Source organism: Aeromonas sp. FDAARGOS 1405, assembly GCF_019048265.1.
Classification (GTDB): domain Bacteria; phylum Pseudomonadota; class Gammaproteobacteria; order Enterobacterales; family Aeromonadaceae; genus Aeromonas; species Aeromonas veronii_A.
On record NZ_CP077311.1, the window covers coordinates 2,006,470 to 2,032,257 of the forward strand.

31 protein-coding genes are annotated in these 25,788 nt (G+C 55.0%); 22 read left to right on the forward strand and 9 right to left on the reverse strand.

The window, feature by feature from the left end; all coding sequences use genetic code 11:
* The first annotated feature begins 96 nt into the window (after positions 1 to 96).
* Positions 97 to 651: a GNAT family N-acetyltransferase gene (locus I6L35_RS09505; RefSeq protein WP_139436561.1), complete on the forward strand. Its 555-nt coding sequence runs from the start codon at positions 97 to 99 to the stop codon at positions 649 to 651.
* Positions 651 to 1,202 carry a ribosomal protein S5-alanine N-acetyltransferase gene (gene rimJ / locus I6L35_RS09510; RefSeq protein WP_216959370.1) on the forward strand — a complete coding sequence of 184 codons (552 nt, stop codon included), beginning with the start codon at positions 651 to 653 and terminating at the stop codon, positions 1,200 to 1,202. Before I6L35_RS09505 ends, rimJ begins: the two co-directional genes overlap by 1 nt.
* A gap of 62 nt (positions 1,203 to 1,264) precedes the next feature.
* Here rimJ and I6L35_RS09515 read toward each other — a convergent pair whose 3' ends face one another.
* The 3 genes from I6L35_RS09515 to I6L35_RS09525 form a co-directional block, all read right to left on the reverse strand.
* Entirely contained in the window at positions 1,265 to 1,510 is a 246-nt protein-coding gene (locus I6L35_RS09515) for a hypothetical protein (protein WP_193860654.1), read from the reverse strand.
* Positions 1,511 to 1,819: 309 nt separating this feature from the next.
* Entirely contained in the window at positions 1,820 to 2,869 is a 1,050-nt protein-coding gene (locus I6L35_RS09520; RefSeq protein WP_216980122.1) for an oxidoreductase, read from the reverse strand.
* Positions 2,870 to 3,004: 135 nt separating this feature from the next.
* Entirely contained in the window at positions 3,005 to 4,168 is a 1,164-nt protein-coding gene (locus I6L35_RS09525; RefSeq protein ID WP_005340537.1) for a multidrug effflux MFS transporter, read from the reverse strand.
* Positions 4,169 to 4,406: 238 nt separating this feature from the next.
* On the opposite strand from I6L35_RS09525, the gene rdgB reads away from it, so the two are divergent.
* Together rdgB and hemW are read left to right on the forward strand one after the other, a co-directional pair.
* The gene (gene rdgB / locus I6L35_RS09530) at positions 4,407 to 5,003 is read left to right on the forward strand and encodes an RdgB/HAM1 family non-canonical purine NTP pyrophosphatase (protein ID WP_058059723.1); all 597 of its coding nucleotides are present in this window, start codon (positions 4,407 to 4,409) and stop codon (positions 5,001 to 5,003) included.
* 90 nt (positions 5,004 to 5,093) lie between these two features.
* Positions 5,094 to 6,239 carry a radical SAM family heme chaperone HemW gene (gene hemW / locus I6L35_RS09535; RefSeq protein ID WP_201990783.1) on the forward strand — a complete coding sequence of 382 codons (1,146 nt, stop codon included), beginning with the start codon at positions 5,094 to 5,096 and terminating at the stop codon, positions 6,237 to 6,239.
* Positions 6,240 to 6,343: 104 nt separating this feature from the next.
* On the opposite strand, the gene I6L35_RS09540 is transcribed toward hemW, so the two are convergent.
* Both I6L35_RS09540 and zntR read right to left on the reverse strand, forming a co-directional pair.
* Entirely contained in the window at positions 6,344 to 6,583 is a 240-nt protein-coding gene (locus tag I6L35_RS09540; protein WP_254204551.1) for an alternative ribosome-rescue factor A, read from the reverse strand.
* A 214-nt stretch (positions 6,584 to 6,797) separates the two neighbouring features.
* Positions 6,798 to 7,253, reverse strand: a complete 456-nt coding sequence (zntR, locus tag I6L35_RS09545; RefSeq protein ID WP_216980123.1) for a Zn(2+)-responsive transcriptional regulator — start codon at positions 7,251 to 7,253, stop codon at positions 6,798 to 6,800.
* A 416-nt stretch (positions 7,254 to 7,669) separates the two neighbouring features.
* Here zntR and purH point away from each other — a divergent pair, with 416 nt between their 5' ends.
* The 15 genes from purH (at position 7,670) to I6L35_RS21110 (ending at position 21,232) form a co-directional block, all read left to right on the forward strand.
* Positions 7,670 to 9,262 carry a bifunctional phosphoribosylaminoimidazolecarboxamide formyltransferase/IMP cyclohydrolase gene (purH, locus tag I6L35_RS09550; RefSeq protein ID WP_216980124.1) on the forward strand — a complete coding sequence of 531 codons (1,593 nt, stop codon included), beginning with the start codon at positions 7,670 to 7,672 and terminating at the stop codon, positions 9,260 to 9,262.
* A 109-nt stretch (positions 9,263 to 9,371) separates the two neighbouring features.
* Positions 9,372 to 10,664 carry a phosphoribosylamine--glycine ligase gene (gene purD / locus I6L35_RS09555; RefSeq protein WP_216980125.1) on the forward strand — a complete coding sequence of 431 codons (1,293 nt, stop codon included), beginning with the start codon at positions 9,372 to 9,374 and terminating at the stop codon, positions 10,662 to 10,664.
* 247 nt (positions 10,665 to 10,911) lie between these two features.
* Entirely contained in the window at positions 10,912 to 11,286 is a 375-nt protein-coding gene (locus I6L35_RS09560; protein ID WP_216980126.1) for a cytochrome b562, read from the forward strand.
* Positions 11,267 to 11,824, forward strand: a complete 558-nt coding sequence (locus tag I6L35_RS09565; RefSeq protein WP_216980127.1) for a cytochrome b/b6 domain-containing protein — start codon at positions 11,267 to 11,269, stop codon at positions 11,822 to 11,824. Before I6L35_RS09560 ends, I6L35_RS09565 begins: the two co-directional genes overlap by 20 nt.
* Positions 11,825 to 12,223: 399 nt before the next feature.
* Positions 12,224 to 13,510, forward strand: coding sequence for a site-specific integrase (locus I6L35_RS09570; protein ID WP_216980128.1), 1,287 nt, complete (start codon positions 12,224 to 12,226; stop codon positions 13,508 to 13,510).
* A gap of 663 nt (positions 13,511 to 14,173) precedes the next feature.
* On the forward strand, positions 14,174 to 14,374 hold the full coding sequence (locus I6L35_RS09575) for an AlpA family transcriptional regulator (protein WP_100646754.1): 201 nt from the start codon (positions 14,174 to 14,176) through the stop codon (positions 14,372 to 14,374).
* Positions 14,375 to 14,483: 109 nt separating this feature from the next.
* A complete protein-coding gene (locus I6L35_RS09580) occupies positions 14,484 to 14,645 on the forward strand; it encodes a hypothetical protein (RefSeq protein ID WP_216980129.1) in 162 nt (53 codons plus the stop codon).
* Between the two features lies 1 nt (position 14,646).
* The gene (locus tag I6L35_RS09585; RefSeq protein WP_216980130.1) at positions 14,647 to 15,486 is read left to right on the forward strand and encodes a replication protein; all 840 of its coding nucleotides are present in this window, start codon (positions 14,647 to 14,649) and stop codon (positions 15,484 to 15,486) included.
* Positions 15,476 to 16,885, forward strand: coding sequence for a DnaB-like helicase C-terminal domain-containing protein (locus tag I6L35_RS09590; protein ID WP_216980131.1), 1,410 nt, complete (start codon positions 15,476 to 15,478; stop codon positions 16,883 to 16,885). Before I6L35_RS09585 ends, I6L35_RS09590 begins: the two co-directional genes overlap by 11 nt.
* A 279-nt stretch (positions 16,886 to 17,164) precedes the next feature.
* A complete protein-coding gene (locus tag I6L35_RS21105) occupies positions 17,165 to 17,962 on the forward strand; it encodes a hypothetical protein (RefSeq protein WP_254204552.1) in 798 nt (265 codons plus the stop codon).
* A gap of 572 nt (positions 17,963 to 18,534) precedes the next feature.
* The gene (locus I6L35_RS09600; RefSeq protein WP_216980132.1) at positions 18,535 to 19,308 is read left to right on the forward strand and encodes a hypothetical protein; all 774 of its coding nucleotides are present in this window, start codon (positions 18,535 to 18,537) and stop codon (positions 19,306 to 19,308) included.
* A gap of 21 nt (positions 19,309 to 19,329) precedes the next feature.
* Positions 19,330 to 19,590, forward strand: coding sequence for a hypothetical protein (locus tag I6L35_RS09605; protein ID WP_144715269.1), 261 nt, complete (start codon positions 19,330 to 19,332; stop codon positions 19,588 to 19,590).
* A 57-nt stretch (positions 19,591 to 19,647) separates the two neighbouring features.
* On the forward strand, positions 19,648 to 20,460 hold the full coding sequence (locus I6L35_RS09610; RefSeq protein ID WP_216980133.1) for a hypothetical protein: 813 nt from the start codon (positions 19,648 to 19,650) through the stop codon (positions 20,458 to 20,460).
* Between the two features lie 74 nt (positions 20,461 to 20,534).
* The gene (locus tag I6L35_RS09615) at positions 20,535 to 20,759 is read left to right on the forward strand and encodes a hypothetical protein (protein WP_144715273.1); all 225 of its coding nucleotides are present in this window, start codon (positions 20,535 to 20,537) and stop codon (positions 20,757 to 20,759) included.
* Positions 20,760 to 20,986: 227 nt separating this feature from the next.
* The gene (locus I6L35_RS21110) at positions 20,987 to 21,232 is read left to right on the forward strand and encodes a recombinase family protein (RefSeq protein WP_254204553.1); all 246 of its coding nucleotides are present in this window, start codon (positions 20,987 to 20,989) and stop codon (positions 21,230 to 21,232) included.
* 42 nt (positions 21,233 to 21,274) lie between these two features.
* Here I6L35_RS21110 and I6L35_RS09625 read toward each other — a convergent pair whose 3' ends face one another.
* Together I6L35_RS09625 and I6L35_RS21295 are read right to left on the reverse strand one after the other, a co-directional pair.
* Positions 21,275 to 21,442: a hypothetical protein gene (locus I6L35_RS09625; protein ID WP_216980134.1), complete on the reverse strand. Its 168-nt coding sequence runs from the start codon at positions 21,440 to 21,442 to the stop codon at positions 21,275 to 21,277.
* A 381-nt stretch (positions 21,443 to 21,823) separates the two neighbouring features.
* Positions 21,824 to 22,228 carry a ribonuclease HI gene (locus I6L35_RS21295; protein WP_216980265.1) on the reverse strand — a complete coding sequence of 135 codons (405 nt, stop codon included), beginning with the start codon at positions 22,226 to 22,228 and terminating at the stop codon, positions 21,824 to 21,826.
* On the opposite strand from I6L35_RS21295, the gene I6L35_RS09635 reads away from it, so the two are divergent.
* Together I6L35_RS09635 and I6L35_RS09640 are read left to right on the forward strand one after the other, a co-directional pair.
* Entirely contained in the window at positions 22,124 to 22,561 is a 438-nt protein-coding gene (locus tag I6L35_RS09635) for a hypothetical protein (protein WP_216980135.1), read from the forward strand. The genes I6L35_RS21295 and I6L35_RS09635 overlap by 105 nt on opposite strands.
* A 19-nt stretch (positions 22,562 to 22,580) precedes the next feature.
* Positions 22,581 to 22,820 (forward strand): hypothetical protein, encoded by a 240-nt coding sequence (locus I6L35_RS09640; protein WP_254204554.1) that lies wholly within the window; start codon positions 22,581 to 22,583, stop codon positions 22,818 to 22,820.
* A gap of 224 nt (positions 22,821 to 23,044) precedes the next feature.
* Here the strand turns inward: I6L35_RS09640 and I6L35_RS09645 are convergent, their stop codons facing one another.
* Positions 23,045 to 23,257: a hypothetical protein gene (locus tag I6L35_RS09645; RefSeq protein WP_216980136.1), complete on the reverse strand. Its 213-nt coding sequence runs from the start codon at positions 23,255 to 23,257 to the stop codon at positions 23,045 to 23,047.
* A 734-nt stretch (positions 23,258 to 23,991) separates the two neighbouring features.
* On the opposite strand from I6L35_RS09645, the gene I6L35_RS09650 reads away from it, so the two are divergent.
* Positions 23,992 to 24,300, forward strand: a complete 309-nt coding sequence (locus I6L35_RS09650; RefSeq protein WP_254204555.1) for a hypothetical protein — start codon at positions 23,992 to 23,994, stop codon at positions 24,298 to 24,300.
* A 214-nt stretch (positions 24,301 to 24,514) separates the two neighbouring features.
* Here the strand turns inward: I6L35_RS09650 and umuC are convergent, their stop codons facing one another.
* Positions 24,515 to 25,786 (reverse strand): translesion error-prone DNA polymerase V subunit UmuC, encoded by a 1,272-nt coding sequence (gene umuC, locus I6L35_RS09655; protein WP_216980137.1) that lies wholly within the window; start codon positions 25,784 to 25,786, stop codon positions 24,515 to 24,517.
* Positions 25,787 to 25,788: the final 2 nt, after the last annotated feature.

Consider the following 25,788-nt stretch of genomic DNA (forward strand, 5'->3'; position numbering starts at 1 on the left):
TGAGGAGGGCAGTAAAAGTGGCTGGCGCGGCCAGTGGCGATTGGCTACATTGGGTGCTGGTTCGCGATTTGATCACTGATTTGAAAGGAGAATCCCATGTTTTCATGGCAGTTGGACGACGAGCTTGCGCTGCTCTTCTTGCAGCCCGATATGGCGAGCGAACTGTTTGCCCTCTGCAATGACAACCGGGAGTACCTCTCCCAGTGGCTGCCCTGGCCGCCACTGATCCAGCGCCCCGTTGACAGCGCCCTCTTCATTCGCAGTGCCATAGAGAAGTTCGCCCGCGGCGAGGGGCTCACCACTGCCATCGAGTATCAGGGGGAGGTGGTGGGGGTTATAGGTTACAACAGCATCGATCACGACCTTGGCAAGGTGGTCATCGGTTACTGGCTGGCGGAGCGCTGGCAGGGCAACGGTATCATCACCCGTGCCTGTCAGGCCCTGATCCACCACGCCTTCGAGGAGATGGGGATGGAGAAAGTGGAGATCAGCGCCGCCACCGATAACGAGCCCAGCAGGGCTGTTTGTGAACGGCTCGGGATGCAGCTGGAGGGGGTGACCCGGCGCGCAGAGCGGCTGGGCAACCGGATTGTGGACCATGTCCACTACAGCCTGCTGCGCGATGAGTGGCTAAGACAGAGGGAGTCCTGATGGCGCTGCCACATATCAAGACGGCCCGCACCCACCTGACCATACTGTCGCCGGATCAGGCCCCCATGATGCTCGACTTCTACCGGCGCAACCGCGCCCATCTCGCCCCCTGGGAGCCGCTTCGGGACGAGCACTTTTACACCCTCTCTTACTGGCATGCCCGGCTGCAGGACAGCTACAGCCAGTTCTTCAACGGCACTGGCGTCAATCTGGTGGCCCTCGATCCGGCTGGCGAGCGGGTGATCGCCACCTGCAACTTCAGCAATATCCTGATGGGGGTCTTCAAGGCGTGTCATCTGGGCTATGCCATCGACCAGCAGCATCAGGGGCAGGGGGTGATGAGAGAGGTGCTGTCAGCCGCCATTGACTACCTGTTTCGCGAGCACGATCTGCATCGCATCATGGCTTGCTATATGCCTGCCAATCAGCGCAGTGGCGCCTTGCTGGAGCGGCTCGGTTTCGAGCGGGAGGGATTCGCGCGGGCATATCTGATGATCAATGGCCGCTGGGAGGATCACATCCTCACCTCGCTGATTAATCCGGCCTCCTGAACGACAGATAAAAAAACGGGCCCGAAGTTGCCTTCGGACCCGTCTTCGAATGAGGTGCAGGCTTAGTTGGCCTTGGCATCGCTCACTGCAGCTTCAACCTTGGTAGCCGCTTCGGTAGCAGCTTTTTCTACGGTTGCAGTCGCTTCGGAGGTGGCCTTTTCTACGGTAGAGGTGGCTTCGCTAGCGGCTTTTTCTACAGTGGCAGCAACTTCGGCGGCCGGAGCAGCAGGAGCGGCAGCTTTTTCTTCTTTCTGACCGCAAGCAGTCAACATCAGACCCAGGATACCGGCTACCAGTACTTTGTTCATGTGCATTCCCTCAAATAAATATGGAGAGATGGTCTGTGCAACCATCACAGCGCCCACCGTTGCCCGGTATTGAAACAAGAAGCCGGGAGGCAGCAGGCGGGCGCAATATAGCCCCATTAGTTACCGATGAAAACGGATATCACAATGACATTTTTTCGTGCCGTTGATAAAAAGCTCCACTGCAACGACTGATATCAATACAAGATGCCGTTAAATAGTGCTGATTGCACAATAAAACACCGCTTTGCTGCCATCTTGTGGCGGTTTAACAAGGTCAAGGTTGCTCAAGCGCGGCCGATGGCCCACACCTTAGTCAGACAGCTTCTGACAGGGCAGCCGTTTTCCCTCAAGGTGGCTCTGGCGGGCCAGATCCAGCAGCGCCATCACCGCCAGCGCTTCACTTGCTGGCACCGGGTTGCTCCCTTCGCCCTTGATGGCGGCGCAGACACCGCGATAGTAGGCGCCATAATCCCCCGCCTCACCCACCACGCTCTGCTGCTGTAACTGACCATCGACAATGCGGCTGAGCTGACCGGGTTCGCTATCCATGCCCCAATCCGCCGCCGGGGGCCGCTTGCCCAGCTTGAGCTGATCTTCCTGCACATCCATACCGAATTTCACGAACGAACCCTGGCTGCCGTGAACGATGAAACGCGGCATGGTGGCCGAGACCAGACAGCTGCCATGCAGAATGACCCGCAGAGCACCGTAACCCAGCACCACATGGAAGTAGTCGTCCGCCAGTGCGCCGGGGCGCTGCTCGGCCAGATCGGCCTGTAGCCAGTCCGGCTGGCCGAACAGCTGCAGCGCCTGATCCAGCACGTGAGGGCCGAGATCGAACCAGAGGCCGGAACCCGGGCCACCCGCTTCGCGCCAGCGCTGGCGAACTTCGGGGCGATAGCGATCGAAGTGGGATTCGAACTGGGCGATCTGCCCCAGCGTCCCCTCGGCAATCAAACGGCGCACGGTAAGGAAATCCCCGTCCCAACGACGGTTGTGGAAGATGCTGAGCAGCCGCTGCTGCTTTTCGGCCAGCTCGACCAGCGCTTGCGCCTCGGCCAGGTCCAGTGCAAAGGGCTTGTCGATCACCACATGTTTGCCTGCCAGCAGCGCCTGGCGGGCGAGGGGGGCATGGGTGTCGTTGGGGGTGGCGATCACCACCAGATCGACGGTCTCATCGCTTAGCACCTCCTCCAATGAGCCGACCCGGCAGTCGGGCAGATCGGCCTGCACCTTGGCGGCATCGCGGCTTACCACCCTGCTCAGGGACAAGCCCGGGGTGGTGGAGAGGAAGGGAGCGTGGAAGGTCTTGCCTGCAAAGCCATAGCCCACCAGGGCTGCGTTGAGAGTGTGGCTCATCGGGAGTTCTCCGCTGACATCGAGTGAGTAGGGTTGCCATCGCAGGAAATCTGCCGGATGGCCATATGCTGTAAAGACGATACAAACGAGAAGGGGGCCGATGGCCCCCTGAGTGTGCCCATCAGAGCACAGGATTTATTGCAAACACAAGCGGCGACCGCGGCGGGTCATCAGCATCACCAAGGGCGGCAGCAGCAGCCACATATGCAGTGCCAGCTGGCTGAGCGGGTCGTGCATCAGGGCGCCGGTCAGACCAACCAGGGCGCCGGAGCCGCTCATCTGGAACAGGCCGAGCAGGGCGGCGGCGGTACCGGCGCAGTGGCCGAACGGTGCCAGCGCCATCCCGGCGGCCGAGCCCAGAATCATGGCAAAGCCGATGCTGGAGAGGAATACCGGCCCCATCATCGCCAGCGGATGTTCGATGTGCATGGCCAAAGTCAGGGTGATGGCCGAGAGCATCAACACCAGCAGGCCGATGCGCAGGGTGCGTCTTGGCCCCACCTTGGCGATAAAGCGCGGCGCCATAAAGCAAGCCAGGATGTTGAGCGCGGCGTTGGCGGTAAACCAGTAGCTAAAGCCGCTCATGTCCAGCCCCAGCTTCACCATCAGCTGCACCGGTGCGGCGGTGACATAAGCGAGGATCACAGCCATCGCCAGCATGCACAGCGCCGCATTGAACAGGAAGCTGGGGGAGCGCAGCACCGGGCTGTAGCGAGACCAGCTGATGAGGGCCCCTTCGCTGCGAGTCTCTTCCGGACGGGTCTCCGGCATCCGCCACATCAGCCAGCTGCCGACGATGAGCGCATAACCGGCCATAAACCAGAAGTTTGCAGACCAGCCCGCCTTGGCGGTGAGCCAGCCACCGAGCAGGGGGGCCAGCGCAGGAATAAAGCAGATGGCCCCATTGAGGTAGGAGATCATCTGGCCGCTCTTTTTCGGGCCGTAGCTGTCACGTACCACCGAGAAGGCGGCGACCGAGGTAGCGCAGGCGCCGAAGCCCTGCAGCACCCGGGCCAGCATCAATTCGCCGAGGCTGGCGGCAAAACCGGCCCCCAGCGCGCTCAGGCCATAGAGCAGCACGCCGCCCAGAGCGATGGGCTTGCGACCGTAGCGATCGGCCAGCGGGCCAACAAGCAGTTGCCCCAGCCCCATGCTGAACAGGAACCAGGTGATGGTGCCCTGCATCAGGGTTACTTCGGCGCCCAGCTGCTCGGCCATCTGCGGAATGGCGGGCAGGTAGATGTCGATAGCCAGCGGACTGAACAGCACCAGTAGTACGAGCAAAAGTATCAATGGCATCTGTCACCTCTTTAGTCAGCCAGGTTAATGAATTGGGGCGCGAGTCTACTGACTCACAGTAATGAATAGAAATGGTATTTAATCACTTTGGTTATTCCATTATGGAAACATGTATTAAAAAGCTGGTTATTCGATGGCGGCAAATCCCCCGCAACCCCATCACAGCGGGTGTAATTGACGCTTTTACTAAACGCTTGCGCCGCATAGAATGCGCAGATTATTTTTGCGGAGGTGCTCGATGAACAAGCTTGTCCTGGCAACAGGTAACCAGAAAAAGGTGAAGGAATTGGCCGCCATGCTGGCCGATATGAAGATCCAGGTGATCCCACAGAGCGAGTTTGCGGTCTCCGATGCCGATGAGACCGGCACCACCTTCGTCGAGAATGCCATCATCAAGGCCCGCCACGCCGCCCGCATTACCGGTCTGCCCGCCGTGGCCGATGATTCCGGTCTGGAAGTTGATCTGCTGCAAGGGCGCCCCGGCGTCTACTCCGCCCGCTTTGCCGGTGTGGGGGCTGGTGACAAGGCCAACATAGAGAAGCTGCTCGGCGAGCTGCAAGGTGCCCCCGAGTACCTGAAGAGCGCCCGCTTCTGGTGTGTGCTGGTCTATATGCGTCACGCCGACGATCCCACCCCCGTCATCTGTCAGGCGAGCTGGGAAGGGATGATCATCGACGAGCCGCGCGGTCAGCACGGTTTTGGCTATGACCCGGTCTTCTTCGTGCCGGATCACGACTGCACCGCCGCCCAGATGCCCGCCGAACTGAAAAACCAGCTGAGCCATCGTGGTCAGGCGCTGGCCAAGCTCAAAGCGGCGCTGGCTGCTGCGCACTGAGTCACTTCGCCACCTTGTCGGTTACACACGGCCAATCACACATAATCATCTACAATGGGGGCCTTGAGCCCCCGTTTTATTGGAAGCCCCATGCTGCAACTGCCGCCGCTCTCTCTCTATATTCATGTGCCCTGGTGCGTCCAGAAGTGCCCTTACTGTGACTTCAACTCCCATGCCCAGAAGGGGGAGTTGCCTCACCTCGAATATGTCGCCGCCCTGCTGGAGGATCTGGATCAGGATCTGAAGTGGGCACAGGGGCGGCCGCTCTCCTCGATCTTTATCGGTGGCGGCACCCCCAGCCTGTTGACGGTGGAGGCGATGCAAGCCTTGCTGGACGGGGTGCGGGCCCGTATTCCGCTCGCCGCAGATTGCGAGATCACCATGGAGGCCAATCCGGGCACGGTGGAGGCGGACAAGTTTGCCGGTTTCCAGCGCGCCGGCATCAACCGCATCTCCATCGGCGTGCAGAGCTTCCAGCAGGAGAAGCTGACCCGCCTCGGCCGCATTCACGGCCCGGAAGAGGCCCGCAAGGCCGCCGCACTGGCCCATGCCATCAAGTTGCCTACCTTCAATCTGGATCTGATGCATGGTCTGCCGGATCAGAGTCTGGATGACGCCCTTTATGACCTGCAGCAGGCTATCGACTGCGCCCCGCCGCACCTCTCCTGGTATCAGCTCACCATAGAGCCGAACACGGCATTTGCCTCCAAACCGCCCAAACTGCCGGAAGATGACACCCTGTGGGATATCTATGAGCAGGGCCACGCCATGCTCACCGCCAGCGGTTATCGCCAGTACGAAATCTCGGCTTACGCCAAAGAGGGCTATCAGTGCCATCACAACCTCAACTACTGGCGCTTTGGTGACTATCTGGGGATTGGCTGTGGCGCCCACGGCAAGGTGACCGATCTCGCGAACCAACAGATCCTGCGCACCGCCAAGGTGAAGCATCCGAAAGGGTATCTGGACAAGAGTCGCCCCTATCTGGACGAGCAGTGGCAGGTGACGGCAGACGATCTGCCGCTCGAATACTTTATGAACCGCTTCCGCCTGTTTGAACCGGCCCCCAAGGCGGAGTTCGAGGCCTATACCGGCTTGCCGCTGGAAAGGGTAGAGACGGTGCTCGCCATCGCCCAGAGCAAGGAGCTGATCGAGGATTTGGGGGATAGCTGGCAGCTCACTTCTCTCGGCCATCGCTATCTGAACGTATTGCTCGAACTGTTTATGGATGAGTGAGCGGCCTGTTGAGGCTGTGAGTTGGCGTTGCCAAATCGCTTCTTCTGTCAAAACGATCAGGGCGCCAATGGCGCCCTGATCGTTTATGGTCGGTAGAAACCCGCTCAGCAGCAGACGCTGATCATCTGTTGTTGGCCGGGCTCCCACCGCTTGCCAAATTTGGCCTTGCGCTGGTAACTCCCCTTGCCCTTCTTGTTGCGCTCGACCCGGCTGCGAAACAGGGGATCGGAGAGCAGGGCATGCAGATGGTTATCCTTTATCTCACCGCGCTGATGGGCATAGTGGCCCCCTTGCGCATTCTCCTCACGGGGGAGGGCGGGTTGGTCGACCCGAATTTTGGCCATGATGGCTCCTCTTCTTTTCTCTTGGTGTGTTGATGCTTGTGTCTGGATGGCGGTTTTCGCTGCGGGCGCCTGTTCAGATGAGCGCCCGGCAACCGGATGCACTGGCACCGGTTAAAAACGCGGCGATTTTGTCACCAAATCGCCGCCGGAGCAATGCGTCGGCGGCGCCGAGTCAGTCACACTGAGCTAGGCACGCTCAGTCAGGCATACCATGTCAGCCGTGAACCGGGTCATGCTGGTCGTGGTTGTGATGCTCGTGATGGGCCGGTGCACCAGATTCCAGCGTCTCGAGGATGGCGCAGTGCTCCGCCGAGCGGGGGCCGCCGCAGCAGATATTGGAGAGCTCGCGCAGATTGTCGCGAAAGCGGGTCAGTTCGATGATCTTCTGCTCCACCTGGGCCAGCTTGGTGTCGGCCACTGCTTTCACCTCCTGACAGGTGACTTTGGCCTTGTTGGTATCGAGGTCGAGCAGCTCGCCGATATCGGCCAGCGAGAATCCCACCGACTTGGCGCGAATGATGAACTCCAGCCGCCGCCTGTCCTGTTCACTGTAGAGGCGGTAGCCGGATTCGTTGCGGATCCCCGGTGAGATAAGCCCGTTCTTCTCGTAAAAACGCAGGGTATCTGCCTTGACCCCGCACGCCTTGGCCAGTTCACCGATCCGATACATGCTCTATCTCCCCTTGAATGTATGCCGCCACAAAAACCGGAATCCACTATCACCCCTTTGCCCATGGATTGCCAGCCAAGGGCATAAAAGGGGCAGATAAACATCTCCTGGCGACCCTTTTTTCCCATAAAACACTGAAAGTGCAAACGTTTCGAGAAAATCAAGTGGAAAACGTTTGACGCCGCGCCAAATAAGGCTTTGCTGTTTCAAAAAATCCACCACATGTCACATTTTTTGTGTAGAATACGCGCCCATAACAGAGCGCCGCACCAAGCGGGCATTTCCTAAAACGCTTTTGCCGGATGTCGGGGCGAGAGTGGTTTGCGAAATCCCCCACTTCCATTTATTTGGGGACTCTCTGTGTTGAGCCTCGCCTCCCATGGAACGGTCCCCGTTATGTTGAGGACGATAGTGTGATGGAACAAGCTCGACCCATTCGCCGTGCACTGCTGAGTGTGTCTGACAAAACTGGCATTCTGGAATTTGCCAAGGCACTCAACGAGCGTGGTGTTGCCCTGCTCTCCACGGGCGGTACCGCCAAGCTGCTTGGCGAGGCGGGTCTGCCGGTGACCGAGGTCTCCGACTACACGGGTTTCCCTGAAATGATGGATGGCCGGGTCAAGACCCTGCATCCCAAGGTTCATGGCGGCATCCTCGGTCGTCGGGATCAGGATGACGCCATCATGGCCCAGCACGCTATCTCCCCCATCGACATGGTTGTCGTCAACCTCTACCCCTTTGCTGCCACCGTGGCCAAAGCGGGCTGCACCCTGGCCGATGCGGTCGAGAACATCGACATCGGCGGCCCGACCATGGTGCGTTCTGCCGCCAAAAACCATAAAGATGTCGCTATCGTCGTCAAAGCTGCCGACTATGATCGGGTTATTCGCGAAATGGATGCCAACGGCAACAGTCTGAAACTGGCGACTCGTTTCGATCTGGCGATCAAAGCCTTCGAGCACACCGCTGCCTACGACGGTATGATCGCTAACTACTTCGGCACCATGGTGCCCTCTTATGGCGACAACAAGGAGGGTGATGAGGAGTCCCGCTTCCCGCGCACCTTCAACAGCCAGTTCATCAAGAAGCAGGACATGCGCTACGGCGAAAACAGCCATCAGGCTGCCGCTTTCTACGCCGAAGAGCATGCCGCGCCGGGTTCTGTCTCCAGCGCGACCCAGTTGCAGGGCAAGGCGCTCTCCTACAACAACATCGCCGACACTGACGCGGCGCTGGAGTGCGTGAAGGAGTTCGACGAGCCGGCCTGCGTTATCGTCAAGCATGCCAACCCGTGTGGCGTGGCCATCGGTAACGACCTGCTGAGTGCCTACGATCGCGCTTACCAGACCGACCCCACCTCTGCTTTCGGCGGCATCATAGCCTTCAACCGTGAGCTGGATGGCGCCACCGCCAAGGCCATCGTCGAGCGTCAGTTTGTTGAGGTGATCATTGCCCCAACCGTCAGCCAGGAGGCCCGCGACGCGGTCGCCGCCAAGCAGAACGTGCGTCTGCTCGAATGCGGTCAGTGGACGGCCCCGGCGCAAGGGTTTGACCTCAAGCGCGTCAACGGCGGTTTGCTGGTGCAGGAGCGGGACCTCGGCATGGTGACGCTGGGTGACCTGACCGTGGTCAGCAAGCGCCAGCCGACTGAGGCCGAGCTGCAAGATTTGTTGTTCTGCTGGAAAGTTGCCAAGTTCGTCAAATCCAACGCCATTGTCTACGCCAAAGATGGCCAGACCATCGGTGTCGGCGCCGGCCAGATGAGCCGCGTCTACTCCGCTAAAATCGCCGGTATCAAGGCGGCTGATGAAGGGTTGACCGTGGCGGGCTCCGTGATGGCCTCCGATGCCTTCTTCCCGTTCCGCGACGGTATTGATGCTGCCGCGCAGGCCGGTATCTCTTGCGTGATCCAGCCGGGTGGCTCGATGCGCGATCAGGAGGTGATCGACGCCGCCAACGAACACGGTATGTGCATGGTCTTCACCAACATGCGCCACTTCCGTCACTGATGGATCAGGGCCGCCATGGGCGGCCCTTTTGTTGTCTCTTTTCCACTGACTATTGCGACCGGCTTCCCTCTGGCGGAAGCCTGTGACCCACATAGAAGCGAGCGATACGATGAAAGTACTGATCATTGGCAATGGTGGCCGCGAACACGCCCTGGCCTGGAAGGCCAAGCAATCCCCTCTGGTGACCCGGGTCTTCGTCGCCCCCGGCAATGCTGGCACCGCGCACGAAGGGAGTATCGAGAACGTGGCTATCGCAGCTACCGATATTCCAGCTCTGCTGGCGTTTGCCAAGGAGCAGCGCATCGGTCTGACCATCGTTGGCCCGGAAGCGCCGCTGGTGAAAGGGGTGGTCGATGCCTTCCGTGCCGAGGGGCTGGCCATCTTCGGTCCGACCGCGGCTTCTGCTCAGCTGGAGGGCTCCAAGGCCTTTGCCAAGGATTTCCTGGCCCGTCACGCCATCCCGACTGCCGAGTACCAGAACTTCACCGAGGTGGAGCCCGCGCTGGCCTATCTGCGCGAGAAGGGAGCGCCCATCGTCATCAAGGCCGATGGTCTGGCCGCAGGTAAGGGGGTTATCGTGGCGATGACCCTGACCGAGGCCGAAGAGGCCGTGCGCGATATGCTCTCCGGCAATGCCTTTGGCGACGCCGGTGCCCGGGTGGTGATCGAGGAGTTTCTGGAAGGGGAAGAGGCGAGCTTCATCGTCATGGTCGATGGCGAGCATGTGCTGCCGATGGCCACCAGTCAGGATCACAAGCGGGTGGGGGATGGCGATACCGGCCTCAATACTGGCGGGATGGGCGCCTATTCGCCGGCGCCTGTGGTGACTGATGAAGTGCACCGCAAGGTGATGGAGCAGGTGATTATGCCGACCGTGCGCGGTATGGCGGCTGAGGGCAACGTCTACACCGGTTTCCTCTACGCTGGCCTGATGATCGACGGTGCAGGCAATCCCAAGGTGATCGAGTTCAACTGCCGCTTTGGTGATCCCGAGACCCAGCCCATCATGCTGCGGATGCGCTCCGATCTTGTGGAGCTCTGTCTGGCCGCCTGTGCCGGCAAGCTGGATCAGGTGGAAGCGAATTATGACCCCCGCGTAGCCATTGGTGTGGTGCTGGCTGCTGGCGGTTATCCCGGCGACTACCAGCAGGGCAAGGCCATTAGCGGTCTGCCGGTGGAAGAGGCGAGCGGCGAGAAGGTATTCCACGCGGGTACCCGCCTTGAGGGCGATACCGTAGTGACCGCCGGTGGCCGCGTGCTGTGCGCGACTGCGCTGGGCCATACAGTGGCTGAAGCGCAGCAGCGTGCCTATCAGCTGGCTGCCCGTATCCAGTGGGACGGTGTCTTCTATCGCAATGACATCGGCTGGCGCGCCATCGAGCGTGAACAGCAGGCAGGCTGATAGCCGATACCCGCAGTGACAAGCCCCGCCAATGGCGGGGTTTTTTATGCCGAAAAGTGCCTGATTGTCGATGCATTCATGTTGCTGTGGTTAACAAGCGAGGCACTCTTGTCACCATTTGCCACAAAAAACATCATTTTTCACAAACGCTTCACCATGAGTCATGGCATTATGCTGGTGATGAATTCCTGTTTGGATTCATAGGTGACCCTAATAATTTGAGCATGTTGTTATATAAGGAAATCCCATGTTGAAAACTGTTCGCCCCCTGCTGCTGCCTCTGATGTTCGGTCTGATCGCGTTGCCTGCCATGGCTGGCGATCTGGAACAGCCGATGAAGAAGATTGGCTTCAACTACAAGCAGGCGGTCAAGGCTGATGATCCGGCTACCATGGAGAAGCACATCAACGAGATGAAGGCCCAGCTGGATGTGGCCAAGCAGAAGAACATGCCTGCCGCCAAGAAGGAGAAGTTCCTCGAAGGCATGAATGAGGTACAGACCGAGCTGGATGCCAGCCTGGCTGCGCTCAAGGCCGGTGACGAAGCCAAGGCGCGCGAGCACCTGGCCAAGGTCAACGACCTGAAGAAGGAGTATCACAAGTATGCCAAGCAAAAAGGGTGATCCCTTTCGCTGGGATGCTGTGGTTCGCCTGACCCATTGGGGTGTGGCGGCGATCTGTATCGGCAACCTCTGGGTTAACGAAGCGGGGGAGGAGTGGCACGAGTGGCTGGGTTACGGCGCCATTGGGCTGGTCTCCTTGCGTCTGCTCTGGGGGCTCACTTTCGCCCGTGGCTACGCTCGCCTTAGTGCCTTAATCCCCAGCGGTGAGGATTTTCGCCAGCAAGCGCGCGAGATGCGTGAGCGGCAGCCTCCGGCACCGGGTCATCACGGCAGCGGCAAGCTGGCTGTGTGGGCGCTCTGGCTGGTCGTGCTGGCGACAGCAGGCAGCGGCTGGTTTCAGAATACCGAGACGGGATTTGAACTGGGGGCTGACGAGTGGCATGAGTGGTGCGTGGTGGCGCTGCAGGGACTGATTGGTCTGCATCTGCTGGCCATCGTCTTCACCTCCTGGCGCCAGCGCAGCAATCTGGTTACCCGGATGCTGCCTGCCATCGGGAGTCGCTCATCCATCCAGAGCGGCAGCAACGAGCAAACCTGAGGCTCAGCATTAGGCTACTTGTTTCTTAGTGAGGCGCCTGATCCAGACCCTGCCCAGACCCGCCCATGGCGGGTCTTTTCTATGGCCTCCTCGAGCTTATCACGGGACATTGCTCGATCCGCAGATGCAAAAAGGCCACTCATCATGAGCGGCCTTTTTCAATTTGGTGGCCCCTGGGGGACTTGAACCCACGACCAATCGATTATGAGTCGTAGAATTTACATTCTCACAATGTCTCATTGCGTTTCAGAAAGCATACAAAAATCATAGTAAACACATACATATAGCAAACTTGCTTGTCTCATAAGATCTCGTAAAATATCAGATAGCTTCATCTTAAAAGCACCCATTAAAGCACCATGATTTGAGCATGGGTGCTTTTAGCGAGACCTGTCGACTATGCCATTAACGCCCAATGATATCGCTGCACTACCAGCGAAAACCAATGCCTATTACAGGATGGATGATACCCGTACTCGTGGGGCTGGTGGGCTAGGGGTCAAAGTTCTTCCAAGTGGTGGCAAGATGTTTGTCTTCCGCTACATGCGCGAAGGAAAGCGGGCCTTCATCCAACTTGGCAGTTTTCCCACGCTGTGCCTTGCCGATGCCCGCAACAAAGCCCGGGCCTTGAGCCAGACAATCCGAGATGGTTTAGACCCCAAAGATGAGCAAGAACGACAATCAAAAGAGCGTGAGCAGGCCAAGCGAGAGCATGAGCAACAAGGCACCATAGGGCAGTTATTCCAAAGCTATACCCAACAGATGAAGAAAGACGGTAAACGTACCCATGCGGCTGTGATGTTGGCGTTGGAAAAAGAGACATACCCGCATCTGAGCAAGACGACCAAAGCAAAGGATGTGACCGCTCATGATATCAAGATCATTTTGGCCCACATGATACGCCGGGGAGCAAGCACCCAGTCAAACCGGGTACGTAGTTACCTGATGGCAGCCTTCAATTACGGCCTCAAGCACGACAACGATCCTGCCAACTTCATAGATGATGCTAAGTTTGGCCTTGTGATGAACCCAGTGGACGCGATACCCAAACAGAAAGCTGCGGAGCGCGTCGGAGAACGATTCCTATCATGGAGCGAAACCCGTCAACTACTCGATGATATGGAGCAGCCAACGAGCCTTGGCCCGACCCTACGCAACCTGATCCGGTTGTGTTTCTTCACCGGAGGTCAGAGGCCCAATGAACTGGCTGAATCCCGTTGGGCCAATATTGATTGGCAAGCCAAAACTCTGACCATTACCGCCGACATTTCAAAAAATAAGCGTATCCACATTGTTCCACTCACTGATAGCGCCTTGCTTGTCCTTCGGTTCCAACAAGAGCTAGCTGGTGATAGCCCTTTTATCTTTCCTCACGCCCTGCAGTCGGATAAGCCTATGCCGATGGCATCACTGAGCCAAGCTATCGACCGTTACAGAAAACGAACCCAGATGGAGCATTTTATCCCCCGTGACTTCCGGCGTACCTGTAAAACCCTGATGGGTGAGCTTGGTATTGCCAAAGATCTGCGCGACCGCCTCCAGAATCACGCCCGGAATGACGTATCCAGCAAACACTATGATCGTTATGAATATCTTCCAGAAAAGCGTCATGCCTTGGAATTATGGGAACGACGCTTGCTGCAGACTGAAATGGATCCTGGTGTCTCTGCAAACCTTGGGGAGTAAATGATGGGTAGCTTCGCGGCGAATGTTCGTATACGTCGCAGTTTGGAAAGCTGTCGTTGACCAATCTGGTGTTTAGGGTCAGGCGGCATTTCTGTCTGGCTCATCCTACTCTTGAACCCCATCCTCGAACGTCACATTGCTCTCTGCCAAGCCCGTAGCGCACCTCAAGCTGTTTCCAGTGCTTCTGTGCCGAATCCAGTAATATGTAAGTAATCATCAGGGGACCCTCAAATGAATCACCGCCTCACGCTCACTTCATGTGCAGACATACGGTCGAAAATATCTGCACTATTGGGTCAGCCTTCCAAATTGCTGACCCAAAGCGCCGCCCAAACCCCATAGAACGCCATCCATCTGCACGATGCTGTATATCACATCCTCTGAATCCCCCCACCAGTAGACCTAGCGAAGGTCGGTGAGATCTCGCAGATCATTCGTTAGATGTTCATCACCCAACTACTTATCTAGCTAGTTGATGATGTCGGCTGATTGTAGATTGGCGAGATAAAACTCTTCGTAGTTGAATTGACACAGCTGTCTCCAAAAAGCCCAAAGCAAGCCCCAAACAAGCCCCAAAAGAGTTATTACCCCTGTAGGGCTGGCCGCACATGTTGACATTCCTTCAGACTGCTCTCGAATGAAAAAAAACCAAGGAGCAATCTTATGAATCAACCTAATACGATGCTGATTTCCGAAGCAAGCTTGCGTAAAAAACTGGAAATCTCGCGGGCTACCATCTACCGCTGGCGTAAAAATAATCCGAATTTTCCCAAGGCTGTCCATATCGGACCGCGGGCTATTCGTTACGACCTTGCCGCTGTTGAGGCATTCATTGCCAAATTGAGCGAAGGGGAGATTACGTAATGGCCTCCCCATTCAAGAGATTCATTTTGCTGCTCTACATGCCCTTCACAATGGAGAAGCACTACCTGCTTTCTGCTGATGGTTTCCTTGCTGTGATTGGAGGTGAGACATGGGTGATGTAGTAAGGCCGGATGCCAAGGACGTTACACCTCAAGAGCGCTGGGTTTTGTACTCGAGGGAAAAGGCATTGTTGCTTGAACGTGAGAAGGCGCTGACTCACAAAGAAATCGAGCTGCGTGTACGTGCACTGGTTGATAAACACGGTGTGTAATATGGCTGATATTTATATGTTTCCGGACAAGCACGCGCAAGTTCAAACACCGGCTGTCCGTGTGGCTCAACTGGCTGACGGTTTTACCAGGATTGCCAATGAGCTCTATGACGCCATCATTTTGGCTGATTTAACCAAGAATGAGCAGAAGGTGATACATGCCATTACCCGCTGCACCTTCGGGTTTAACAAGAAGGTGGATCGCATTTCCGACAGCCAGATTGCCCGGCGCACAGGGATGTCGCGCCAGGCGGTCAGTCTTGCCAAAAACACGTTGTTACGTATGAAGGTTTTGGTGCGTGAGGTGGGCAAAATCGGTCCCAACAATTGCCTGAGTGAGTGGGAAGTTACCGAGTGTCATAGGAAGTCTGACATTGTCAGAGAAACCATGACAAATGGTGTCACGGAAACCATGACAGTCTTGTCAGAGAAACCCGGACACACAAAAGACACTACTAAAAAGACAAAAAAGAAAAATACTGATGGGGCATCAGCTGGCGCTGACGCCACCGCCGTCGAACAACAACAGGTCAAGCAGACCAAACACACACCTTTTAAAGCCATCGTGGATATCTACCACGAGGTACTGCCTGAGATGGCTGCAATACGGGAGCTTACCGACGCACGCAAGACCAAAATTCGCAACTTCTGGCACAAGTTCAAGTTTACCGAAGAACGCTGGCGTAAGTACTTGGAATATATCGCCGAGAACTGCCGCTGGATGTGTGAGAGTCGACCACGGCGGGATGGCGAGTCGAGCTGGAAACGGAAGAATCTGGATTTTCTGGTCACCGAGCGCTGCATATTGGGCGTAAAGGAGGGGCGGTTCGATGACGAGTAGCATTCTAGGATTGGTCCCCCCGCACAACTTTGAAGCTGAGCAATCGACGCTGGGTGGGCTGATGATCCGCGCCGAAGCTCTTCACGAGCTCTCTTTGTCTGAGCGGGATTTTTACAGCCGGCCGCACCAGATCATTTTTGACGCCATCTCACAGTTGGTGGCTACGCGCCAACCTGTTGACCTCAATACGGTCAGCCACCGTTTGGATGAGAATGGGCTGATTGAGGAGGCTGGCGGTTTGGCCTACTTGATAGAAGTCATCAAAAACACGCCGAGCGCGGCCAACATCACTACCTATGGTGCCATCGTGCGCCAGAATGCAGATCGTCGCTTTGCTGTGGCCAAGCTGCAGGATTGTATTGGGGCGATGATGGATCCTGGATTCAGCTCGACCGAAGAGAGGTTCGCCACCATGGATGGCCTGCTGGGGGAAATCGACAGCAAGCGCTCTGATGGTGTGTCGGCCCTAGCCTCGCCAGCCTCAGATATAGTGCGCCAGTGGTGTGACGAGATGGATCGCCGCTCTAACCTCGATCCTAACGAGATGATCGGTTACGCGACAGGGATCGACAATCTCGACAAGCTGCTCTACCCCTCTGGGATCAGCAAGACCGCGCTGGTGTGCATTGGGGCGCGCCCCAAAATGGGTAAGTCGACGGTGATGGCCAGCTTGTGCAACCACACTGCTTTGGTGAAAAAGCTGCCGGTTGTTGGTTTCAGTCTGGAAATGACCAGTGTTGAGCTGTTCGAGGTGATGATCGCCCAGGCGGTCGGAATAAATCGGCAGGATCTGAGTCATGCGAAAGACCTGCAATCGATCGACAAGGCCTATGCTGCAGCGGCCGAGTTGGGCTACTCCAAGCTGCACCTTGCCGACCAGTCGGGTATGAGCCTGTCCCAGATTGTTAGGGAGTGTCGTCGTCTGCGCCGTAAGTTGGGTCAACTGGGATTGATTGCGGTGGACTATCTGACCTTGATGAAGGCGGATAAGGCTGAACGCAATGACTTGGCGTATGGGGCGATCACTAAGGGACTCAAGGAACTGGCCAAGGAGATGGGTTGCCCGGTAGTGCTGCTGACTCAGCTCAATCGTGGTCTTGAATCGCGGGACAACAAGCGGCCCATGCCGAGCGACAGCCGTGACACTGGCCAGATCGAGCAAGACTGCGACATTTGGATTGGCTTGTACCGGGACGAGGTGTATGACGAGAACTCTCCTCGCCAGGGGCTCTTAGAACTGAGTGTGCGTCTGAACCGGAGCGGTAATACGGGGACTGCATACTGTCGATTCCAGGAAGGGGTGATTTCAAACATCAGTGCTGAGGAGGTAGAACGGGTGGTTCAGGTAGCGGTGGCGTCGGCCAAGGGTAAGGTACACAGAGGGGGGTGGGGTGGTTAAGTAATTGAAATTAAATATGAATTATAAATAACTTGGGAAGGTGATGTGGTTTTGACTGATGGACATCATGTGCCTAAGTGCAGCGCAGGGGGTATTTACACACCGATTTCCTGCTGCTGGCTGCAATGCCTTGCGCTGAGGAGCCTCGTGCCGGATGCGTAATCCACTGTTCCAGCTAAGGAGGGCAGGCTGATTTATTTCCGCACATCCTGGCAACGATGATCGTCCTCCCCCTGTAGGGCTGGAACCGGTCTACCCCATAGTGAATACTGGTCGCCTATGACCTATTCCCCTATGCATATAACAGATTTCCCTGACTGGCACGGTATCGAACTCGCGTACTGTGCTGGCCGCCAGAGTGTGCGCCAGATAGCGATAGAGCACGGCATTTCACATACCGCCATTAACAAGCGGGCCAAGACGCACAAATGGTCAAGAGTCACAACACCTGTTAACGCTGTCTCATCTTCAGGTATGCCTACGGATCCTATCAGTAGAGCTGAACACGTGGATTCAACAACTCAAGTTATGATCCCAGTTGTCACTCCTCAGGTTTCCACAGTGGAAACCAATACGTCGAATCCCAAGACGGTAACAAGAGGCCGTCGGAGCGCATACACAAACGAGTTGGGGGAGGCCATATGTAGCGCCATTGCTGATGGGGTGAGTCTACGCGCAGTGTTGGCTCGTCCGGGTATGCCGTCCAAATCCATGGTGATGCGCTGGTTGGCTGATGAACGCTACGTAGAATTTAGGGACCAGTACGCGTGCGCGCGCGAGGATCTGGCCGACAAACTGGCCGATGAGATCCTCCAGATTGCCGATGACGGCAGCAATGACACCTTCCTCGACGCCAACGGGAACGTAAAAGTGAACCATGATGTGATTGCTCGTGCCCGCCTGCAGATCGATGCTCGTAAGTGGCTGGCCGCAAAGCTGGCTCCCAAGAAGTACGGCGATGGGGGGCAGAGAGAAAATTCGGGCGTTAACTACGGGAGCATGCAGGTGAAATCGACAGTCACTTTTGTGCATCCACCCAACTGGGATGAAAATGGCGAGGTTTATAAGGATGACTGATTTTGTAACATTGAATGAAAGTCCCAAAGCCATCGTGGCAATCTCGTTCGGGATGAAGGGATCAGAGGTTCGAATCCTCTCACACCGATCAAATTCAACAAGGGCTTAGCTTCGGCTAGGCCCTTGTGTATTTCTGGCCCTCAAGTTCTGTGGGGAAATTGTTCCTCTCCCCGTCTTTGTCCTTCATCTAAGGCCACTTTCGGTGCCTCACTCAGGACGACTGCTTCCCCCATGCCAACGCAATAGCTCCGCTCCTACTCATGTTTTGGGCTCATATCCTTACCATGCATCCTCCGTATTCAAAAGAACATCTGGGCTAGCCCTCTCTTACACAGGAGCCCTCAGTGCAGCCATTGATGACCCACCAAGGTTTCCTTTGTAAGGCAATGAGGATCATCGCCAATTCAACATAATGGGCATTAGGCAAAGTTGGTTGGCAGGCGCAGTGACGCACTTTTGTCCATTGCAGAGTATTGGGGGTCATAGTAGTGCCTTGCGTAGGTACCGTATCGCCCCTTTGCTCACCGCCATGCCAAGAGGAAGTCTTAGGCATGCAGCAATAGCAAAAAATTATGAAAAAAACTCCATGTGTAATTGACGAGTACATCTTGTTGATTCACAATATATGTACTTATTCAGTACATATTGGACGCGATGAAATGTATAAGTATGGTGTTGAACTTTTCCCCAAGTGTGTGTTGACTCCAGTGACCCTGGGCGAGCTAAGAGCATCTATTGCTGAGGTGCAGGACGTCTTCGATGAACTTCACTATCTGGCGCATGGCTCTGCTATTGACAGTGATACTGACCGTGATTCCAGGCTGGAGAGATGTCGTCTTTGGCCTCAATTAGCCTATGTGTGGAAGTATGCCGAGCAAGGTATCTACAGTGACGATGCTATACCAAGTGATCCCGATGCTTTTTTTAGCGATGCGGCAACACTCCTTTCTGCAATCAATGGCTACAACGCCTATCAGGGCGAAACTGTCGGGCAGGCGATCATCAAGGTCATCATCAAATTCTGTGCCCGTATCAAACTCGATTTCAATTCGAATTTTGAGACTGCATTAAATAGCCCATTCGGTGATGCGGTCACGCTCCAATGCGCGTGGTTCCCACAAGTCGCCATGAAAGACCTTACCCTGCTGGAGTTGGCGTTACTTGCTGGGATGACCAACATGCGGTCAGTGCGAAATGCCCAATATGTGGAAGATGAGGGACTGAGTTTTTACAAAGATGGGACAAAGGTACTCGTCACTGTGGCAGACGCCAGAACGTGGTTGGCTGGTCGAACAGGCTTTGTCTCATCGACGAATCTGCCTACAGCTGACAGTGTGGTTTATTAATTTTCCTGCAAGGAGGCGAAGATGAAAAACTTCACAAAGCACAGCGAAAAACGGTCACAGCAACGCGGTATTTCCATGGCGATGTTAATGGCACTGGAAGACTTTGGTATTGAAATCCAGCAAAAGGGCGGCACGGTTAAGGCTGAAATGCCACGTAACCACGATGTGCGTCAGAACATGAGAGCCTATGCCAAATTAATCGTTCACCTGCTGGACCATGATATTTATTCCATCGAAGGCAACATGAACGAGATTATCACAGTGGGCCACAAACATTCATAACCACTTGGATGTGGCTTTACGGAAGTATGAAATTATCACCAGTAAATGTGGGGATTTATGGGTTGTTTACCTTGTCATGGTCGCGTTGATTGCACTCGCTGCTTTGAGACCAAACAACTGGCGTTCGATGTCTCGAAGCGAACCGAAGGGGATTGGCGGATCACACACAATCCGCTCTCTTGGGGCACGACCACTCCGGAGGTTGTCGTTCTAGGCTTCTCCAAAGGTCCGACGCAGGCAGGGGCATTAGCCTCCGAACCACACGATGCCATCGCCTACAAGAAAGCGCGTCTGCAAGTCGGCAAGATCCTCGCGCACATTGGGCTGATTCCCACCTTGGAGTCGCCGGAACGGATTAAAAAAGAGGTGGATAGGTTGATCTCCGATAAAGGCGGCCGGTTCCACTTCGCCTCACTCATCCGTTGCACCGTTGAGCAATATGACCGTTCAAAGAACATATGGAAGGGGTCGGGTGGAGGAATGCTGGACAAGTTTATGGGGGCCGAGTTTGGAGACGAAGTTGCGTCAAACTGCTCTGCCGGGTTTCTGCGTGATCTGCCCAGTGAAACACGGCTTATCGTCATGTTTGGACTTGGCTCTGAGATCAAGTCTAAAAAGTCTTTGAGTGAGTTCTCCCACAATTACGTGGAGGCCGCCAACAAGCTGTTCCAGAAAGTCCGGCCTGGAAAGTGGAAGCGAGTGAATCAGGTCGCCTATACGGATGGCACCATCACCGTTGTTCACGTCGAGCACTTTACCTCGCAAGGGGCCAATATTCCGAACTGGCTTGGGGTATATGACCACCCCAGGTCACAACTTGGCCGTCTGGCAAAGGCTGCGGTCAAAGGCTCTGGCGTGAAAGTGTATTAAGACAAAGATATTTCGTTGAAAAGGAGAGGCGGTCGCAGTCCCTCCATGGCATGGATAATGGGAGCAGAGTTCCTATGGGTTTGATTTATTTGAAACAGGCAGCTTCGGAATGGCAAGTCGGCATTGCGGGTAGCGCGGGTGAGTTCAAGTGGGATATTCAGGAAAGAATTTTGGCAACAGACTTCAAAGATGCTGCTGAAAAGGCTCAGCAGAAAGCCATTGAAGGTCGAGGTGTGGTGTATTCCCTCACAAGTATGGAGTTAAAACTCGTTGAAGAGGCCCCTATACCCGAGCAATAAACCATCTTATTATTGGGACATCCTAATAGGCTCCCAGCCAAAAGAAGGCTAACCCTGTCACCGCACATAAGGGGGGTTACGGTAAATCCGGCGCCCCTTTTTGCTGCCTGGCAATTCAGTGCAGCTCATAAAGTGTACATTTTGAGCCATTCAACCAGTCCCTCAAAACCTATGGCTCAAAACTGGTTTTTTTCTATGAGCCATAACTACGTTTAGATCCATAGATAATGAGCCAAGCAAAGAGGCATATCGTGGCGGTGATTGGGTATCTCAGAGTAAGCACGGACGAACAGAGTATTGGAGCTCAGCGTCACAGTATTGGGCAGACTCACAAGGTTGAGAGTTGGTTCGCTGACGAAGGCGTATCGGGAGCAGTGAAGGCACTACAGGCAATATCCATTGCACATCATCTTGGTAAACATGCTCTTTCCCTTTCACATATCAAGCTCATGTCCGCCGCTAACAACGCCTGAGTGCCAGTGACGGTCGCTCAGACGATGTATGCTAGCTCGTAACTATCCCTTCTCATCCATGTACTTGTCGGTTGCGGTGCCAGCACCCACCGCAACCGCAACCGCTATCCCGGCTGAGGAGATGGCACCCACAGGGCCCAGCACAGGCAGAGAGACAATCACTACCGTGGTGGCAACCGTAGCTTCTACAAAATCACTAAACCAGGACATAGGTTTGCTCCTTTTCCGTTGCGGTATTGCCTATTTCGGCAGCACCGTTATCCTCAATTGATACATAGCGGAATGTGACATCCATCACATTTCATATCCGCCAGAAAAATTTTAGAGCCTGTTTGAAAAAAGTGGGAACAGTGAAAAAATAAAGATTTTTACACGGTGTTATAATTGTGTGCTAATTGAGGGTTCAAAGAAAGAACGCCTCATGCCAAGAATTGACACTTTAATTATTAAATTTCAATGAGTTGGATTGTTTTCACTGAATCGCACCGGCTTCTTTAGACACTGTCGTGACGTGAGATGGTTACAGGTCATCATTGAGTCTGGCGAACTCCACTTCGTTGGTAGTGATCGCCAAGCTTGCTAGTTTGTCCGCTATCTCATTACCCTCAATTCCTGCATGGCCAAAAAAAGCGCACTCAATTGAGGCTTTTTTATGCGTTCGAATGCTGAATATACTTCTTCGACCAACAATCTATTAGCCACTTGCTTACCACTTTTCAGTTTCCATCCTCTTTTCTTCCATCCCGGCGCCCATTTTGTCGCACAGTCTCGTGTATAGGTTGAATCTGTCAAGATACGGAGCTGGTCGGTGGTTGGATGCACGGTGAGATATGTCTGCGCCAGACTTAGGGCAAAATTGAGCGCCATCAGCTCACCGATATTATTCGTGCCGTGAAGCAGATAGCCGCCATACCACTGAGCTATAATTTTCCCTCTTTCATAGACTACGACGCCACAACCGCTTGGGCCGGGATTGCCATCACAGTAGATGGTCAGATTCGAAAGGAGTCCCTGTACTTTTGTAGTGGTCTAACCATCCCGGACACCGTTTTAGGTGGTACAGTCACCAGCGAACAGAAGGTAGAGGCCCTGGAGGCTCTACTGCCCTTGCTGGTGCAGGTGATCGCGGAAGGGAAGTTACAGCAAACGGCGCTGGCTGATCTGCGGGCCAATCATGCAGCTCTGCAGGCGCTGTCTAGCTCACCCGCGCCGAACTGGTCGGTGATCGGGGCTTTGTCTAGCTGCGTGCGATCGATTTTGGAAGGTGCCGGTGGAGGGGGGCTGGCTGCACAGGCGTTGGGCTGGTTGACCACCTTGACAGCGGGCTGAGTGACTTACTTCCCTGTTGATGGCATGTCTTTTCTCTTGCGAGACCAGTCTCAACCCCTTCACTAATGGAAGTATCGCTACCGGGCTGCGCCCTATCCCCGGCACCCAAGTGCACCGCGCCATCGAGCCGCTGCTGGGCACTCTCAGTCGCGGCGAGTGGGAGCAGCAGTGGTACCCGCTCTATCAGGCGGTGCTGGCATGGTGCCATGTGCAGGAGAGCGAGGTGGAAGCCTTCTACAAGCGAGTTACTGCCGCTTAAGGTATGAAAATCGAGATGGTACTGAAAAAACTATGGGTCGGCGTTACTAGTAACGGATGTTGTGCATAGTCATGATTTGAAAGTAAAAGTCATTTTTTTACTGCAAACCGTCACTAGCTGGTGTTCGCTAAATCAAACAAAATGGTTTGACTGTGGCGTCAACTGTAGATAGTTTTACCGTTAAGAAATCTTAAAAAGTAGTGGGGGCAAAGCCCCCACTATAGTTAACCAAAAAAAGCTAGATACAAATCTCTCACTGCTAAGATGGCCTCGGAACCGTTCTTGATGTGAGGTAGTATCGGTAACAGGGTTGTGGTTGCTACTAACAACAACTTCCCAGTCATGCTCTTAGGCCTGTCAGCATCATGTTGATGGGCCTTTTGTTTGCAGCGGAAGCTGCGCTTTGCCGCGGGATTGCGGCGCTTCAGTTTTGCCATATAGTGTTTCCCTATTCGGCGGTTGATAAAGTCGTTTAAGTGAAAGCATTTTCACCTCTCTAGCTGTTTGGTGTTGTTGGTGGCCTTGTGGCCAATTCCTGAATTTTCCGATCATTTGTCATCAGGGACAAGGCATGATTATCAATCGCTTGTTTCGATTTGTGACCCTGCAGAATCCATTGCCAGACGCTACCAGTAAACAGCTAGCTACGCCAAGCCCATCAGCACATTCTTGCCCATACCTGAATCTTTTTGCACATTTTTCGTCCAGTGCGTCCTAGCAAGGCCGAGTTAGATTGAAATCATCATGCAGCCTCTTAGTGCTTATGCTTGCAACACTGCATGTAGTGGTATTTTTGTCAGTAGACACAAGATAAGGTGCTTGTGTTCCTATTGCAATCTGTGGATAACCTTTAGGCTGTGGGTAAATTGTGAGCCTTACGCTCTGTGTTGGTGATCACTTACAACGAGTGGTTTTTCATTCTTCCGCTGCGCCAAATGCAAGTCTTCTGATCGAAGATGAAAAATTTAAATAACTTTTTTTGCTTGCGAAAATCATTCTTTTTTAATAGCAAACTCAAGTTGAATAGATTATTTCCCAATAATGGACAAATTCTGTACTAACTAGTCACCAACATGACTGCTGCGGACATACTTTTAAATCGAGGTTCTCCGTGTGTGAAAAGTGGCTACACACCAGCTAAATTGAAGACTATTGGCTATGGAGGGACTCAATGGACAGCAAATGGAAGTGGCCCGCTTTGAAGGTTGCAAGGTGGGCTTTCAAACATGGTGAGTTCTTTGACCTTTACGATGTGTCATATCTGCTTGGGATACCGGCCAGCGATGCGGGTAAGGTGGTCCTCTATCTGAGGTCATTGCGCTGCGTGGAAAAAATGGCCGAGACTCGGCGTTGCAAGCCGGAACCTGGGCGAATGGCGCGTCGCCGGATTTTTATCAAGGTGATCTGCATACACCCAAGTCCAATGCTGATGCCGGAGAACGAATTACCAGAGCAAAAATGCGAGTCGGTTCAGAGCTGATCGAGCTGACCGAGCTGGTTAGGCGGATACCTTATCATTCTATTGTGTGTATTTAATTGGCAGGATGCATGCGTGACTCTTATTGTGTGTGTCGCCTTGGCTCTCATGATCTGGTTTGCCCTTGTCTCTTATAGGAGACAAAGGAACATCCGTTCAGATGTGTGCAAAACGTGGACTCCTCTTACAAGGGAAGAGCATTTTGCTGTTCCCGTTATCATTTCACGACCAATAGCTCTGCTAATGACGTTGTATATCTCGGGCTGAGCTGCTCCCGCTTCATCATCCATTCGCTGGTATCCCGTCCCCTTGTGCCAAAGTAGACCCTCCCGATTCCTTCCTGATTGATCTTGTCGATCACCTGCATCAGTGCATTGCTGCGTGGCACTTGTTGCTCGCTGGCGAACAGGTCGCCCTGTTGGATGCTGTCCGGGGTGAAGTCGGCCAGCATGACGCCACCTTTCTGGTAGCGGTGTCCATCTCGCCAGATGTTGGATAGGAGCGGTCCAATCAGGGCAAGCAGCGCCCTGGTGTCGCTGGTTGGGATGGCCACCCGGGTGCTAATCTGGTTGCCGTAGTATGGTTCTTTGTCATTGAATGGACTGGTGCGGATAAACAAGGTGACGTGACGACAGCGCATCCCTTCAGATCTAAGCTTCTCGGCGGCCCGTTCCATGTAGCCTGCAAGGGCCTGGTGCATGGCGCCGATCTGGGTGATGCGATCGCCAAAGCTCCGGCTGCAGATGATCTGTTGCTTGGCCTTGGCCATCTCTTCCAATTCGGCGCATGGGATCCCCCGCAGCTCCTGGACAGTTCGCTCGACGACGACCCCATATCTCCGCCGCAGGCTCTTGGTATCTGCTGAGACAAGCTCTGCCACGGTCCGGATCCCCTGTGATTCCAGTTTGGCGGTCAGCCGGCGGCCAATTCCCCACACTTCTTCAACCGGAGTAATAGCCATCAGCCTGGCTCGTCTTGCCTCATCGCGCAGGTCAACCACACCGCCGGTGGCTGGCCACTTCTTGGCGGCGTAGTTCGCCAGCTTTGCCAGGGTTTTTGTCGGCCCAATCCCGACTCCTACCGTGAGGCCTGTCCACTGCTGCACCCGTTCACGGATCTGGCGACCGTATACTGCCAGGTCACCTGCCCATGATTCGCTGAGCTCGATAAAGGCCTCATCGATGCTGTAAACCTCTACCGCCGGCGCCATGCCTTCCAGGGTCGTCATGACACGTTGCGACATATCGCCATAGAGGGCGTAGTTGCTGGAGAACCAGACGCCTCCCATGGCTTCAAAGAACTGGCGGATCTGGAAGTAGGGAACCCCCATCTTGATCCCCAGTGCTTTCGCCTCTGCCGAGCGGGCCACAATGCACCCGTCATTGTTGGAGAGCACTACGATAGGTCGCCCCTTCAGGTCTGGCCGGAACAGGCGTTCGCAGGAGGCGTAGAAGTTGTTCACATCTACCAGGGCAATAGCCTTCGGCATGG